This is a genomic window from Pseudaeromonas sp. HNCC25DJ182 (assembly GCF_055413365.1).
Genome location: NZ_JBVAYG010000015.1, coordinates 77276 through 92105 on the forward strand (window position 1 = coordinate 77276; position 14830 = coordinate 92105).

Sequence of the window (14830 nt, forward strand, 5' to 3'; positions counted from 1 at the left end):
GGTTAAAAAACGATCATTGATGAGCAGAGACCAACATTACATCCTGTGTTTCTTTCTCACGATCCGGTGCCGTCACGAGGCTGACCCCGACTGGGATCAGCCTACTACGATTCACCCTTGAGCTGCCTGAACCTTGGCTAAACCAGCGGAAGAGAGAGATAACCGCAAGACGATATAGCCAAGAACGGCCGCCATGGTCGAACCACTGAGGATCCCCAGGCGGGACAGGGTCGAGTAATCGGCCGCGCCACCATGAAATGCCAGCGACGAAATAAATATCGACATGGTAAAACCAATCCCGCACAACACGCTCACAGCCAAGATGTGTCGCATGCCGATGCCTTTCGGCAGGCGGGCCAGCCCGGTCTTGATCGCCAACCAGCTGATCAACGAAATCCCCAGCGGTTTACCCACAAACAAGCCGAGCATGATCCCCAGCGGCACTGGAGTGGCCAGACTCGCCAGACTGACTCCCGCCAACGAGATCCCGGCGTTGGCAAACGCGAACAGCGGCAGGATCAGATAAGAGGACCAGGGGTGTAATCTATGTTCCAGATGCTTGAGAGGCGATACATAACGGCGGCCCTGGTTCGGGATCATGAAACCGACGATCACCCCGGCCAGCGTGGCATGCACCCCGGACTTCAACACCGCAACCCACAACAGGGTCCCTACCAGCAGGTACCAGGACAAACGGTCCACACCACGACGATTCATCCAAAACAGGATGCCCACCGCCACAGCAGCAATAGCCAACGCCATCAGGTTCAACTGCGAGGTATAGAACAACGCAATAATCAGAATAACGCCCAGATCATCGATGATTGCCAGGGCTAATAAGAACACCTTCAGACTGGTAGGCACCCGCTTGCCGAGCAGAGCCATCACGCCGAGCGCAAAGGCAATATCGGTTGCCGCCGGGATCGCCCAACCGCTGTGAGTTTCCGGGTTGCCATGATTGAAGAGCAGATAAATCAACGCAGGAGCCAGCATACCGCCCATAGCGGCAATCGCCGGGAAGATAGCTTGCTCCCGGCTCGACAGTGCACCGTCGATCATCTCCCGCTTCACTTCCAGACCAATCAACAGAAAGAAAATGGCCATTAGCCCATCGTTGATCCACAACAACAGCGGTTTATGTAGATCCAGCGCGCCGATGCGGATCTGGACGTCGATATCCAGAAACGTCTGGTAATAGTGAGCCAAGGGTGAATTCGCCAGGAGTAGAGCCAAGAGTGCAGCGAGAATCAAAATGATCCCGCTGGCCGACTCCAGATGAAGAAATTTTTTGATTGCATTGGTCATGATGCCAACCCTACAAACCTAGTGGTCAAAAAGAATACTTACCAACAGTCTATGCCGGTTCCCGAACATATAAAAATCACTTATTACGGGACAATTGCTCGGGATTACCGATCATTTAGCCCGTATAACGAAAAAACACCCCTGCTATGACTTAGTGCAATCCAGCAAGAGCCTATCAGCTGGCTGCAAGTCATAGGAGCGCAGCCCCGCCATTGGTTAGCGTCCAAAAAAACGGGCCGCACCTCGCAGCCCGTTTTATTAGATAGTCAGATAGCGACCGGAGCCTTGATGCCAGGATAGGGGTCATAATCTACGACTTGAAAATCTTCGAACCGGTAATCAAAAATAGAATCCGGTTTCCGCGTGATGATTAACTTCGGTAATGGGCGAGGTTCCCGGCTCAATTGCAACTGCGCCTGTTCCAGATGATTGTTGTACAGATGCACATCACCACCGGTCCAGACGAAATCCCCGACTTGTAAATCGCACTGCTGCGCCAGCATGTGGGTCAACAAGGCATAGCTGGCAATGTTGAACGGCAACCCTAAAAACACATCGCAACTGCGCTGGTATAGCTGGCAAGACAACTTACCATCCGCCACGTAGAACTGGAAAAACGCATGGCAGGGAGCCAGCGCCATCTGATCCAGATCGGCGACATTCCAGGCTGAAACAATGATACGACGGGAATTCGGATTCTGTTTCAAGTCGTCCACAACGCGTTGGATTTGATCGATATGGCCGCCATCGGCTTTGGGCCAGGAGCGCCATTGATACCCATACACAGGCCCCAACTCACCCTGCTCATCCGCCCACTCATCCCAAATCGAGACACCGTGTTCTTTCAGATAACGAATATTGGTTTCGCCCTGCAGAAACCACAGCAATTCATGCACGATGGATTTGAGGTGGCATTTCTTGGTCGTCACCAGAGGAAATCCCTCTTGCAGATTGAAACGCATCTGATGGCCGAACAACGACAGGGTGCCAGTGCCGGTCCGATCCCCTTTCGGTGTCCCCTGATCCAGGATCTGCTGCATCAATGCCAAATAATTTTTCATGATCTCTTCTCCAACCCGGTTGCTTACCGTGGACCCCTGTCACCCCGGCACGCGCGGAGCAAATGGCAGATAGCCGCACCATAGTTCCGAACAGTGCGGGATCTAAGCCGGGTATTCTAACGTAAAGTTTTAGCGTGGTGGTGTTGAACTCACTTCGGCGGCAGTAAATCGTGCAAGCCGAGTTGTTCCAGATATCCGGTAAACAATCCCTTGAGCGCCGCCGAACTACCCTGATGCAGCCCCATCTCGAGCAAGGGATAGAGATCGGCTAGCTTGACGCGGCGGATGAGGTATTTGACCCGCGCTATGTTGTTCAAATTCATACTGAAGGTGCGATAGCCCATCGCCATCAGGATCAGTACCCCCAGCGGATCGCCCGCCAGTTCGCCACAGATGGAGACCGTCTTGCCATGACCATTGGCAGTTCCCACAATCTGCTGCAAAACCCGCATCACAGCCGGATGGAACGCATCATACAGTCCGGCCACTCGACTGTTGTTCCGATCAACCGCCAACAGATATTGCGTCAGATCATTGGTTCCCACCGACCAGAAGTCCACGTAGGGCGCCAGTTCCGGCAAGATATACAGAATCGATGGCACCTCGATCATGGCGCCGAGCATTGGATAACGCACACTGCTGCCCTTGCGACCCAGCTCTTCCGAAACCTCCAGCCACGCCTGGTCCAACAAACGACGCGCCGCCTGAACTTCGGATAATGACCCCACCATGGGCAGCATGATGGAGAGATTATCGTGGGACTCGCTAGCACGCAGCATGGCTTTGAGCTGAGCCAGAAACAATTCCGGATGATCCAGGGTCAGACGGATACCGCGCCAACCCAGAAACGGGTTGTCTTCCACAATCGGAAAATAGGGCAGAGGCTTGTCGCCGCCGATATCCAGGGTCCGCATGCAGACCGGACGACCGGAAAAATTAGCCAGCACTTCCCGATAACGCAGAGTCTGCTCCTGTTCAGAGGGAAAGCTGTCATGCAACATGAAGGGGATCTCGGTGCGATACAGTCCGATGCCATCAGCCATATCCCGCATCGCACTTTCCGATTCCAGATTCAATCCCGCATTCAGCAACACCGAGATGCGAGCGCCGTCGAGAGTCTCCGATGGCAAATGACTTTCCGCACCCAGCCGATCGTCCATGGCCTTAGCCTGGCGGATCAGTTGACGATACTCATCGAGTACCGATTGCGTGGGTTCGACCAACAGCTCGCCACGGTTACCATCGACCACCAGCAAGCGTTGCTCTAATCCTGCCAACGGCAACTCGAGGCCCATAACTGCGGGAATTCCCATGGCGCGCGCCAGGATTGCCGCATGGGAGTTGACAGCCCCGCGTAAAGAAATCATGGCCGCCAGGCGCTCGCGAGGTACTTCCGCCAACAGGGAAGCCGTGACCTCTTCCGCCAGCAGGACTACGGGCTCGTCAAAATCGAACTCATCGATTTGGCTATGGGCCAAGTGACTGAGCAGACGTTGCGCCACATCGCGGACATCGACCGCCCGCTCCCGCAAGTAGCTGTCGGACATGGCCTGAAATTGCTGGATAAACCGTTCACTGACCCGACGCACGGCCGAGGCAGCACTCCATTTTTCGCGGACGATCTCGGCCTCGATCTGCTGAATAAAGGCGGGATCCGTCAATAGGTGCTGATAGATCTCGAAGATGGCCATCGAGTCCTGACTGACCGACTCGCGGAATCGCAACGCCGTGGCATCCAAATCCAGCTGGACCTGCAGTACCGCTTGGTTAAACAACTCCAGCTGCAATTCCGGATCATCACTCTGCTTGGGAGCCACATGCTCCAGCTCCATCTTGGGACGCCAGACCCAGGCCCGGGCAATGGCAACCCCGGAGGACGCGGCAACCCCCTTCAGGCTACGCCGCCATTGCTGATCAGCGTGTAACATCCCTTTCATTTCGGCATGCAGGATGCGAGCCGCCAGCTGTGCCGCCAAGGTCACAAGAAACGACTCATCACTCTCGTCAAATTGCCGGGAATCGGCCTGCTGCACCACCAGGACACCCAGAACCTGGCGCTGCTGCATGATCGGCACTCCGAGGAAGGAGTTGAAATCATCTTCGGCGACTTCGGGGAGATATTTGAAATTGGGGTGGGAAGCCGCATCCGCCAAGTTGAGCAACTCTTCTCGTCGCCCGACCAAGCCAACGAGCCCCTCATCATAGGGCAAGGTCACCTTACCCACAGCTTCCGGTGCCAGACCATCAGTCGCCACTAGGCGGTAACGGCGACGCTGGGATTCGGCCAGATAGACGGTGCAACAATCCACCTGCATGGCAGAGCGGGTCTGACGCACCAGAACATTCATTGCATCATGCAATGATGGCGCCTGGGTCACTCCCTCTACGATTTGCCGCAGTGTCGTCAGCACCGACTCTCCTCCTATCGTCCTTTGGTATTACGCCGATTCTCTTTTTTAGGCAGGAACGGCATGGCTATGGGGGCAAACTCTTTCATGACCCGCCGATATACTTCCCGTTTAAAGGAAACGACTTGCCGCACCGGGTACCAATAACTAACCCAGCGCCAATCATCAAACTCCGGCTGACCATGACAACCGAACTGAATGGCAGATTCTCTGCATTCATCTAACCGCAGTAAAAACCACTTCTGCTTCTGCCCGATACAAACAGGCGAGCTATCCCAACGGATCAGGCGCTTGGGTAACCGGTATTTCAACCAGTTACGACTGGTAGCCAGGATGGTGACATCCTCAGGTCTGAGTCCGATCTCCTCGTACAACTCCCGAAACATGGCCTGTTCTGGTGTTTCACCATCATCCACGCCACCTTGTGGAAACTGCCAGGAGTGTTGACCGAAACGTCTGGCCCATAAAACCTGTCCATTACGATTGCAGATCACGATTCCTACATTGGGACGAAAACCGTCACCATCAATCACGCGAGCACCTGCAAGGTTCAATCTTTATCTGACAGGGATTTTTTCACATTCCCTGCTTGTCAGCAAACAACGCATTTTTGCTAACATCTGGATAACTTTGTCAAGTCATCAAACTTATAAACAATAGAGGCCCATCTCTCCGACAGCTTGCCCACGTTTTCTGTGGATATCATTCTGCATAACTCTGTATAGGCTGATGACCGAAGAAGCTATTTTTATGATGAACAGTAACATACCAGAGATAAACAACCATATAAATTCATATATTTCATATAATTACACTGAGTTAACTCTCTATATGGCGGTTCCAGATCTTATGCAGGATCACGGGGATCCATGTGTAAAAAACAGATCGCTTCCTTTTTAAACAATCAATTGTTATCCACAAAAACCGTCCAAGATCTCATCATTTATCTGCCGACATTTCTGCTTTAACTCACAAGCCACCCCGACTAATCCCGCGAATCTTCGGCTGGAACAAAGTTATTCAAGATTTTTGTGGATAAGATTGTGTAGCAAGTTGCGGATAGCGCGGGATAACCTGCCCCGCTGAGGATAACTTGGGTAAAAAGAGAGAATTAGTTTTAAAAAACCAATTTAATCATACACCTATGGGTATATGATTTTACTATTGCTTATTCACCGCAGTAGCAGTGAAATCGTGCAGTTTTCAACCAGAGGAGGAAGGCCCATGACCACAGAGCTTCGGCACCCGCCCCCCCAGAGTGAAGCAGAGCTATTGCTGCGCGCCGAACAATTAGCCGGACAGTCATTTGCCAGCCTTTGCCAAGCCGAGCATATTGCCATACCACGCGACCTGCGCCGCGATAAGGGTTGGGTTGGACAACTCATCGAAGGGCAACTGGGAGCCATGGCCGGCAGCAAGCCAGAACAAGACTTTCCGGAATTGGGTATTGAATTGAAAACACTGCCTATTGATGAACATGGAAATCCCTTGGAGAGCACCTTCGTCTGCGTAACTCCCCTGATTGGGATCACAGGGTTGCGGTGGGAGTCGAGTAATGTGCGCAACAAGCTGTCACGGGTGTTGTGGGTTCCGGTGGAAGGTAGCCGCCACATCCCTCTTGCTGAACGCCGGATCGCGACGCCCTTCATCTGGAGTCCCGATGGGGAGGAAGAGCAGTTGCTGCGTCAAGATTGGGAAGAGCTCATGGAGCTGATAGCCTTGGGCCAGATCGAATCCATCACAGCCCACCACGGCGAAGTCTTGCAACTCAGACCCAAAGCGGCCAATGGGCAAGCCCTGACTCCGGCAATCGGTCGACATGGGGAGCTGATCCAGACCCGACCACGCGGCTTTTATCTGCGTACCCGATTCACTCGCCGACTGTTGCAGAAAGTTTTTTCCCCGCATTAATCCGATCACATCTGCCCATTTTTCGACCATTTCCTGATCTCTGGTCGGCACATCGGCTATTTTTTGTTTTATGATACCCATGGGAAGCCAAATCCCCACCTATCTGACACAGGATTAAACCTTCAAGGAGATCACATGCCTGTCACTAAAAAATTCCTCAAGACCAAGCCGGAAGTGCAGGTCACCTTTGAGGTGACAAAAGAGGCCGCGAAAGAGGCCGAGCAGGTTTTTTTACTGGGCGAGTTTGCTGGATGGGAGCCGGTTGAGTTGAAAAAACTCAAGAATGGTATTTTCAAGGCCACGCTGAATCTGCCCACGAATGAAAAAGAGAGCTATCAGTACCGCTTCCGGCTGGTTTCTGCCGATGGCTCCGAGTCATTTGATAATGATTGGGATGCCGAAGCCTATTGCACCAATCCATTTGGTGGCGAAAATTCGCTGGTGTCCGTGGTTCAATAACAGCACTGACTCAACAAAAAAGGCCCGCCATTGGCGAGCCTTTTTCTTTACAGCAACTAATGAGATTAGTTGAGCTTTTCGCGGATACGCGCTTTCTTACCAGTCAAGTTGCGCAGGTAGTACAGCTTGGCGCGACGAACCACACCACGACGCTTCAGCTCAACGCTGGCAATCAGCGGGCTGTGAGTCTGGAATACACGCTCAACACCTTCACCATTGGAGATCTTACGAACGGTGAAAGCAGAGTGCAGACCGCGGTTACGCTTGGCGATAACGACACCTTCGAAAGCCTGCAGACGTTCCTTGCCAGCTTCTTTAACACGTACTTGTACACGTACGGTGTCGCCCGGGGCAAAAGCCGGGATGTCAGAACGCAGTTGTTCTTGCTCGAGTTGCTGAATAATCTTGCTCATTGTCTCTTCCTACCTAGGATAAACTGAAAACTCTACTGCTGTTCGTCACGTTGTTCACGAACAAACTGGGCAAGAAGTCTCTCTTGCTCGTCAGTCAGAGCTAGGTTATTTAATAGTTCCGGTCTTCGTAACCAGGTCCGACCCAAGGCCTGTTGGAGGCGCCATGTGCGAACACTCTCGTGGTTACCGCTCAGTAACACCTCGGGAACCGTCAATCCTTCCATCACTTCCGGTCGCGTGTAGTGCGGGTGATCCAGCAAGCCTTCGGTAAAGGAGTCCTGCTCGGCACTCGCCATATCCCCCAGAACACCCGGTACCAATCGTGATACCGCATCCACCAGGATCATGGCAGGTAATTCACCACCACTTAACACGTAATCGCCCACAGACCACTCTTCATCGATATCGGTCTGTATCACGCGCTCATCGATACCTTCGTATCGGCCAGCCACCAGAATCAACTTCTGAGACTTGGCGAGCTCAGCTACACCGGCTTGGGTGAGCTTCCGACCTTGTGGCGAGAGATAGATGACTTTCACTCCCTCACCTGCTGCGTCTCGTGCTGCCTGAATTGCGTCACGCAACGGCTGAACCATCATCAACATTCCAGGCCCACCACCATAGGGTCGATCATCGACCGTGTGGTGTTTGTCGTGGGTGAAATCACGAGGATTCCAGCATCTGATTTGCAGCAAGCCTTGCCTTGAGGCCCGGCCCGTCACACCGTAGTCAGTAATGGCTCGGAACATATCCGGGAAGAGGCTGATCACCCCAATCCACATAGAAACCTCCGATGTATGCCGACAACGGGTACGATTAAAAATCCGGATCCCAATCGACCTCTATGGAACGGTTAGCCAGATCAATCTTTTTGATGACCTGCCCATCCAGAAACGGGATTAACCGCTCTTTCATTCCATAGGCATCATTCAATTTGGCTTTGACTACCAACACATCGTTGGAGCCCGTTTCCATCAACTCAGTCACTTCGCCCATCTGATAGCCGTTTAGATTCACCACTTGGCAACCCATAAGGTCACTCCAGTAGTATTCTCCGTCCAACAACTCAGGGAATGCTTGTGGCTGTACAGCGATGTCCACTCCGGCCATGGCTTGGGCGTCTTCTCGCAGGTCGATACCTTCCAGCTTGCAGACCAACCCATTGTTGTGACGTTTCCATCCAGAAATCCGGATCTCGCGCCACTCCCCATTTTGCTGAATCAGCCAGGGGGAATATTCGAATATGCTCTCGGCATCATCGGTGAAGGAGTGTACCTTCAGCCAGCCTTTGATGCCGTAAACGGCGCCCAGGCGACCAACAACTACAGGCTTATCCACCGTGGCTCCTTAGCCAGAATTCGAACATTAAGCCGCTTTGGAAGCGTCTTTGACCAGCTTGGCAACACGATCAGACATATTGGCGCCTTGACCGATCCAGTGTTGGATACGAACCAGGTCCAGGTTGATCTTTTCAGCTTGGCCAGAAGCCATCGGGTTGAAGAAGCCAACACGCTCGATGAAACGACCATCGCGAGCGAAACGGCCATCAGCCACAACTACTTGGTAAAACGGACGCTTCTTAGCGCCACCACGTTGCAAACGAATGGTTACCATATCGTCCTCATTAACTTTGAATGAACGAGGTCCGTGGAAAACACGAACCCCAGCTTAAAATAAGCCGCGTAATTTTACTTACATCCGCAGCAAATGCAACCAAACCCGCCGCTTTTTAAGACACGCACGGCAGGGCTGGTCAACTCGAGTTTTAGCTTACGCAGTAAAATTGATGCGACAAATCAGAAAGGGCCTCGGCCAAAACCGCCGGGAGGCAACATATTCTTCATGCCACTCATCAGCTTGCGCATACCGCCTTTGCCGGAAATCTTCTTCATCATGCGTTGCATCTGATCAAACTGTTTGAGTAGACGGTTTACATCCTGGATCTGCATGCCGGAACCCGCAGCAATCCGACGCTTACGCGAGCCCTTGATGATCTCCGGATTCCGGCGCTCAGCCGGGGTCATGGAGCTGATAATCGCCTCCATACGATGGGTCATCTTGTCATCCAGCTTGCCTTTGACATCATCTGGCAGGCCCGAGACCCCGGGCAATTTGTCGAGCATGCCCATCATGCCGCCCATGTTGCGCATCTGGGCCAGCTGTTCACGGAAATCCTCCAGATCAAAGCCTTTGCCTTTTTGCATCTTCTGGGCAAGCTTGGCGGCCTTGTCTTTGTCGACATTGCGCTCCATCTCTTCGATGAGCGACAACACATCCCCCATCCCCAGAATACGCGAGGCGATCCGATCAGGATGAAACGGTTCCAACGCATCGGTCTTTTCACCCATACCAATAAACTTGATGGGTTTGCCGGTGATATGCCGGACCGACAGTGCTGCACCGCCCCGCGCATCACCATCGGCCTTGGTCAAGATGACCCCGGTCAACGGCAAGGCATCGCTGAACGCCTTGGCAGTATTAGCAGCGTCCTGACCGGTCATGGCATCGACCACAAACAGCGTCTCGATAGGCTTGACGTATTGGTGGAGGGCCTTGATCTCGTCCATCATTTCGCTATCGACGTGCAATCGACCAGCAGTATCGACGATCAACACATCGAAGAATTGCTTGCGCGCGTGATTGATGGCCGCTTCGGCAATGGCAATCGGTTGTTGCTTGGTATCACTGGGGAAGAACTCGACACCAATCTCCTGCGCCAAGGTTTCCAGCTGTTTGATTGCGGCCGGACGATAGACGTCAGCACTGACGACCAGCACCTTCTTCTTCATCCGTTCCTTCAGGAACTTCGCCAACTTAGCAACCGAGGTTGTCTTACCGGCACCTTGCAAGCCCGCCATCAACAATACGGCAGGGGGCTGAGTTGCCAAGTCCAGGGACTCATTGGCCTCACCCATGACGGAGATCAGCTCACCTTGAACGATCTTGATGAACGCCTGCCCTGGGCTCAGACTCTTGTTAACCTCTTGGCCAACCGCGCGTTCCTTGACTCGACTGACAAATTCCTTGACCACTGGCAAGGCGACGTCGGCTTCCAGCAACGCCATGCGCACTTCACGCAAGGTATCTTTGATGTTGTCTTCAGTCAGGCGGCCCCGACCACTGATGTTGCGCAGCGACTTCGACAGACGCTCGGTTAGATTCTCAAACATGGCCTATTCCAACGATTGGCGTAATTGCGCACGAGTATACCGCAACTTGCCCCAAGATCTTAAGCCTTGCTGGCAGCAGACCTACGACAGCGATATACTCGCCACTTAAGTCCATTAATGACCGTCAATTCAATTAATTACCCTATGGTCATCCCATCATTGCTCTGTCTTGCATTTTATCTGCTAGCTAGCCTGGCCGCTTTGCATCGCCTGCTCAATAGCCACACTATCAGTTGGCCTCTGGTCAGTAGTGCCTGGATTGCGATGGCATTGCATGCGGCAGGACTCGGACAGGAGATTGTCTCGACAGGATTAGGGCAAAATCTCAGCCTGCTGAACGTAGCATCTGCGGTCGCGTTACTCATCAGCCTAGTCATGAGCCTGATCGTGCAGCGCTTCAATGGCTGGATCCTGTTACCCGTGGTCTATGGCTTTGCGGCGCTGCTGCAAATCGTCAGCAATCTGATCCCCGGGCAATATGTCCTGCATCTGGAACAAAGACCCGAGCTGTTAATGCACATCACATTGGCATTGCTGGCCTTTTCGGTATTGATGATCGCCACGCTGTTCACGCTGCTACTCGCCTATCTGAATTATCATCTCAAGGCGCGCAAACGTCTGGGGCTACCTCATCTGCCTCCGCTGATGACGGTAGAAACGCGAGTCTACCAACTGATCCTGCTCGGAGTGGTATTGCTAACACTCTCGATCGGCAGCGGAGTGCTGTTTCTGGATGAAATGTTTGCTCCCGATCAACGGCATAAAGCAGTTTTGACCCTGCTGGCCTGGTGTGTGTATACCAGTCTGCTCTGGGGACACTATCGCCACGGCTGGAGAGGTAAAACCCTCATCAGTCTCAGCTTGCTGGGCAGTGTTCTCCTCTTGCTGGCCTATTTTGGCAGTCGGTTCCTCAAAGAGGTGCTACTCAGCTGAGTCATATCGCAGCATTATCATTTCCAAGCGACTAGAGGACCATTGTTTGGATACCATCTCAACCCAATCCCTATTATTGGCTCTTATGCTGATGTTGCTGATTTCTGCTTTTTTTTCGGCCGCAGAAACAGGCATGATGTCGCTCAATCGCTATAAATTGCGCCATCTGGCCAAGACCAAACATCGCGGAGCTATGCGAATCGAGCGCCTGTTACGACGTCCCGACCGGCTGCTGGGGTTGATACTGATTGGCAATAATCTGGCGAATATTCTGGCCTCCTCTATCGCGACCCTACTGGCCATTCGGGCCTTTGGCGATTACGGCATCGCCGTTGCGACCTCGGTACTGACCTTTGTCATTTTGATATTTTCCGAAGTCACCCCTAAAACCCTGGCCGCCTTGAATCCGGAGCGGGTGGCCTATCCGGCCGCCATCGTACTGCGGATCTTGATGCTCCCTTTCTATCCTCTGGTTTGGCTTATCAACTCCATTTCCAATGGCCTACTCGAGCTGTTTGGCATCAAGTTGCACAGGAAAGACGAGTCGCTCAATAGTGAAGAGTTACGCTCCGTGCTCAACGAATCGAGCAGTCTCATCCCTCAAAACCACCAAGACATGTTGATGGGAGTTCTGGAGCTGGAGCACCTGGCGATTGAAGAGATCATGGTGCCGCGGGCCGATATCTATGCCATCAATATCAATGATGACTGGAAGACCATTCAACGGCAGTTGACTAATACCCCGCACACCAAGGTCTTGCTATATCGGGACATGCTCGATGATGCTGTTGGCTTCATTCACGTCCGCGACGCGTTGCGCCTGCTGACCCGGGAGCAGTTTAATAAAGAGTCCCTGCTGCGTACCGTCCATGAGGTCTACTTCATCCCCTGCGGCACTCCACTGCTGACCCAGCTCATCAAATTTCGTCGGAATAAGGAGCGAATTGGCCTGGTGGTCGATGAGTACGGTGACATCCGCGGTCTGGCCACTCTTGACGATATTCTGGAGGAGATTGTGGGTGACTTCACGACCAGTCTGGCCCCCAGCGCTAATGAAGAGATCTACCGTCAGACCGACGGCAGCTACCTGATTGAAGGCGCCGCCAATCTTCGAGATATCAACAAAGAGCTGGACTGGAATTTCTCCACCGAAGGCCCCCGCACACTCAATGGATTGATCCTGGAGTACCTGGAGGACCTACCTCAGGTTGGCCGTCAACTGCAGATCGCGGAGTATCAAATCGAGATTTTTTCCGTAGAAAATAACATGGTGAAACTGGCAAGGATCACCCCCCCCGCCACGCTTAATTAAGCCGGTACGCCTTGGCACGAGACACAATATTGCTCGGCATCCGCGCCGCCAGTTGGTTCAATAAACGTTTAGCCTTGGCATGCTGTTTGTCATCAGTGATGATGGTGTGATGCAACCAGCTATAGGCCTCCTCATAATCGAGAGGGCTGCCCATGCCTCGATTCAACATACTGACCCAATCCATCTGCGCCTCCAGATAACCGAGTGCCGCAGCCTCGTGCATCAGTACCACCGCCTGTTGCTTATCGACCTGGACATAACGCCCTTGCTCATAGTAATGCGCCAGCCGTTGTAATGCGGCAGGAAAGCCCTGCTCGGCGGCTCCCCACATAAAGCCAATCCCGACGGCAGCATCTTTCGGCACACAGGTGCCGGTCAACAGCATGTCCGCCCACAGATATTGATACGAAGGCAGCATCAGCACCTTGGCTCGCGCTTCGATGTCGGGTGTTAATTGACACTGGTCGGCAATCACCCGTTGCAAGTGTTTGTGTTGGCCAATCCAGGTAATCAACTCATCCTGACTGTAAAGTTGCAGGGTTGAAATCGCGGCCGATGGAATCGTCGTCACCGTCTGTTCGGTATATAGGGTCGAGACCGCAGAGCTTGCCGCAATCGCGGCCTGCTGATGGCGCTCACGCTCTGCCAACTCTTCAGCCGTCAACTTTTTAGGAGCCGGTGCCTCAGCCGGCTCGGCAGCAATCTGGGCAGCAGGCAACGCCATACCCGCAAAAATGTCGGTCGTCGGTTTCAGTGCAGGCTCTTCGGCACTCAGTCCGGATGCAACACTTAACAGCAATACGATGAGCAAAATTCGATTCATAGGCGCCTCCAACAAGGCTATCGGCCGTCAGGGCGGATCCTTGAGAAAAAACAAAGGGCCATCAGGCCCTTGTTTGGCGTACGAATCCTTATTGCCGTGCATAAGCAATTCCCAGCTCGATTTCCTCCCGTAACGTGGTGAGCATGCCATCCAGTTCGTCCTGCTCAAGGCGGCTCAAGGTGCCATAATCCATCACTTCTTCAATCCCCTCACGACCAATTCGCACCGCTTGTGCGAAGAAACGAGCGTGAGCACTACCGCCATCCACATACGCATATTCGACAATCCCGGGCTCCCCTTGCCGGGCATGCACCAGAGAAAGACAGAAGCGTAAACCGGCTTGCGCCATCGCCAAGGTTGCCGAGCCAGCTCCAGCTTTGGCATTTACGACCTCGGTACCCGCATTTTGTACATGACGGGTCATTTCATCGAGTTGGTCATGACTAAAATGTTGGCCTACGACCTGGGAAAACAGCGGCAGTATGGTGGTGCCACTATGGCCGCCAATCACTGGAACCGTCAGCGAACCAGCCTTGCACTGCATGGCATTGGCAACAAAGGTTTCCGCCCGGATAACATCGAGAGTCGTCACACCGAATAGTTTGCGCGGATCATACACCCCGGCCTGAGTCAGCACCTCGGCCGCAATAGGGATGATGCTATTCACCGGATTGGTGATGATCGCCAGCAACGCCTTCGGGCATTGGCGAGCGCAATGTTGAACCAGATTCTGGATCACCCCGGCATTAAATTTGAAGAGATCGGAGCGGTCCATCCCAGGCTTACGCGCCACGCCTGCCGGAATGATGACAATATCCGCCCCTTGCAAGGCAGGGGTAGGATCCTCACCGGCATAACCGCGGACACGGACATCGGTCGGAATGTGGCTCAAGTCGACGGCAACACCAGGCGTGACTGCCGCCAGATCATACAAGGCCAATTCAAAACCGGGAGGCAGTTGAAGTTTTAACAATAACGAAAGCGACTGACCGATACCTCCAGCCGCGCCGAGAACGGCAACTTTCATAGTGAGCT

15 protein-coding genes are annotated in these 14830 nt (G+C 53.1%); 4 read left to right on the forward strand and 11 right to left on the reverse strand.

The window, feature by feature from the left end; translation table 11 throughout:
- Positions 1-111: 111 nt before the first annotated feature.
- The 4 genes from nhaA to rppH all read right to left on the reverse strand — a co-directional run bounded on the left by nhaA (position 112) and on the right by rppH (position 5307).
- A complete protein-coding gene (gene nhaA, locus ACZYUB_RS12720; RefSeq protein ID WP_463948407.1) occupies positions 112-1305 on the reverse strand; it encodes a Na+/H+ antiporter NhaA in 1194 nt (397 codons plus the stop codon).
- 266 nt (positions 1306-1571) lie between these two features.
- Complete coding sequence (thyA, locus tag ACZYUB_RS12725) at positions 1572-2366, reverse strand: thymidylate synthase (RefSeq protein WP_463948409.1); 795 nt, start codon at positions 2364-2366, stop codon at positions 1572-1574.
- A gap of 149 nt (positions 2367-2515) precedes the next feature.
- Positions 2516-4777, reverse strand: coding sequence for a phosphoenolpyruvate--protein phosphotransferase (gene ptsP / locus ACZYUB_RS12730; protein ID WP_463948411.1), 2262 nt, complete (start codon positions 4775-4777; stop codon positions 2516-2518).
- Between the two features lie 11 nt (positions 4778-4788).
- Positions 4789-5307: an RNA pyrophosphohydrolase gene (gene rppH, locus ACZYUB_RS12735; RefSeq protein WP_463948412.1), complete on the reverse strand. Its 519-nt coding sequence runs from the start codon at positions 5305-5307 to the stop codon at positions 4789-4791.
- 691 nt (positions 5308-5998) lie between these two features.
- Here rppH and mutH point away from each other — a divergent pair.
- Together mutH and ACZYUB_RS12745 are read left to right on the forward strand one after the other, a co-directional pair.
- A complete protein-coding gene (gene mutH / locus ACZYUB_RS12740; RefSeq protein ID WP_463948414.1) occupies positions 5999-6685 on the forward strand; it encodes a DNA mismatch repair endonuclease MutH in 687 nt (228 codons plus the stop codon).
- Between the two features lie 135 nt (positions 6686-6820).
- Positions 6821-7144: an isoamylase early set domain-containing protein gene (locus ACZYUB_RS12745; protein ID WP_460881365.1), complete on the forward strand. Its 324-nt coding sequence runs from the start codon at positions 6821-6823 to the stop codon at positions 7142-7144.
- 65 nt (positions 7145-7209) lie between these two features.
- Here ACZYUB_RS12745 and rplS read toward each other — a convergent pair whose 3' ends face one another.
- The 5 genes from rplS to ffh form a co-directional block, all read right to left on the reverse strand.
- Complete coding sequence (gene rplS, locus ACZYUB_RS12750; RefSeq protein ID WP_460881366.1) at positions 7210-7557, reverse strand: 50S ribosomal protein L19; 348 nt, start codon at positions 7555-7557, stop codon at positions 7210-7212.
- A 32-nt stretch (positions 7558-7589) separates the two neighbouring features.
- Positions 7590-8339, reverse strand: coding sequence for a tRNA (guanosine(37)-N1)-methyltransferase TrmD (gene trmD / locus ACZYUB_RS12755; RefSeq protein ID WP_460881367.1), 750 nt, complete (start codon positions 8337-8339; stop codon positions 7590-7592).
- A 34-nt stretch (positions 8340-8373) separates the two neighbouring features.
- A complete protein-coding gene (rimM, locus tag ACZYUB_RS12760; RefSeq protein WP_463948417.1) occupies positions 8374-8895 on the reverse strand; it encodes a ribosome maturation factor RimM in 522 nt (173 codons plus the stop codon).
- A 27-nt stretch (positions 8896-8922) separates the two neighbouring features.
- On the reverse strand, positions 8923-9171 hold the full coding sequence (gene rpsP / locus ACZYUB_RS12765) for a 30S ribosomal protein S16 (protein WP_460881369.1): 249 nt from the start codon (positions 9169-9171) through the stop codon (positions 8923-8925).
- Between the two features lie 182 nt (positions 9172-9353).
- A complete protein-coding gene (gene ffh / locus ACZYUB_RS12770; protein WP_463948419.1) occupies positions 9354-10727 on the reverse strand; it encodes a signal recognition particle protein in 1374 nt (457 codons plus the stop codon).
- A 144-nt stretch (positions 10728-10871) separates the two neighbouring features.
- Between ffh and ACZYUB_RS12775 the strand changes: the two genes are divergently transcribed.
- Together ACZYUB_RS12775 and ACZYUB_RS12780 are read left to right on the forward strand one after the other, a co-directional pair.
- Positions 10872-11660, forward strand: a complete 789-nt coding sequence (locus ACZYUB_RS12775; protein WP_463948421.1) for a cytochrome C assembly family protein — start codon at positions 10872-10874, stop codon at positions 11658-11660.
- A 46-nt stretch (positions 11661-11706) separates the two neighbouring features.
- Positions 11707-12972, forward strand: coding sequence for an HlyC/CorC family transporter (locus tag ACZYUB_RS12780; protein WP_463948423.1), 1266 nt, complete (start codon positions 11707-11709; stop codon positions 12970-12972).
- Here the strand turns inward: ACZYUB_RS12780 and ACZYUB_RS12785 are convergent.
- Together ACZYUB_RS12785 and mdh are read right to left on the reverse strand one after the other, a co-directional pair.
- Positions 12965-13795, reverse strand: a complete 831-nt coding sequence (locus ACZYUB_RS12785; RefSeq protein WP_463948425.1) for a tetratricopeptide repeat protein — start codon at positions 13793-13795, stop codon at positions 12965-12967. The two genes, ACZYUB_RS12780 and ACZYUB_RS12785, sit on opposite strands and share 8 nt — an antisense overlap.
- Before the next feature lie 88 nt (positions 13796-13883).
- Positions 13884-14822: a malate dehydrogenase gene (mdh, locus tag ACZYUB_RS12790; protein ID WP_463948427.1), complete on the reverse strand. Its 939-nt coding sequence runs from the start codon at positions 14820-14822 to the stop codon at positions 13884-13886.
- Positions 14823-14830 lie beyond the last annotated feature (8 nt).

What these genes read in the sequence shown, in the direction of transcription:
- nhaA (WP_463948407.1), bottom strand. Translation starts at nt 1,305, where the DNA reads ATGACCAATGCAATCAAAAAATTTCTTCATCTGGAGTCGGCCAGCGGG.
- thyA (WP_463948409.1), bottom strand. Translation starts at nt 2,366, where the DNA reads ATGAAAAATTATTTGGCATTGATGCAGCAGATCCTGGATCAGGGGACA.
- mutH (WP_463948414.1), top strand. Translation starts at nt 5,999, where the DNA reads ATGACCACAGAGCTTCGGCACCCGCCCCCCCAGAGTGAAGCAGAGCTA.
- ACZYUB_RS12745 (WP_460881365.1), top strand. Translation starts at nt 6,821, where the DNA reads ATGCCTGTCACTAAAAAATTCCTCAAGACCAAGCCGGAAGTGCAGGTC.
- rplS (WP_460881366.1), bottom strand. Translation starts at nt 7,557, where the DNA reads ATGAGCAAGATTATTCAGCAACTCGAGCAAGAACAACTGCGTTCTGAC.
- trmD (WP_460881367.1), bottom strand. Translation starts at nt 8,339, where the DNA reads ATGTGGATTGGGGTGATCAGCCTCTTCCCGGATATGTTCCGAGCCATT.
- rpsP (WP_460881369.1), bottom strand. Translation starts at nt 9,171, where the DNA reads ATGGTAACCATTCGTTTGCAACGTGGTGGCGCTAAGAAGCGTCCGTTT.
- ffh (WP_463948419.1), bottom strand. Translation starts at nt 10,727, where the DNA reads ATGTTTGAGAATCTAACCGAGCGTCTGTCGAAGTCGCTGCGCAACATC.
- ACZYUB_RS12775 (WP_463948421.1), top strand. Translation starts at nt 10,872, where the DNA reads ATGGTCATCCCATCATTGCTCTGTCTTGCATTTTATCTGCTAGCTAGC.
- ACZYUB_RS12785 (WP_463948425.1), bottom strand. Translation starts at nt 13,795, where the DNA reads ATGAATCGAATTTTGCTCATCGTATTGCTGTTAAGTGTTGCATCCGGA.
- mdh (WP_463948427.1), bottom strand. Translation starts at nt 14,822, where the DNA reads ATGAAAGTTGCCGTTCTCGGCGCGGCTGGAGGTATCGGTCAGTCGCTT.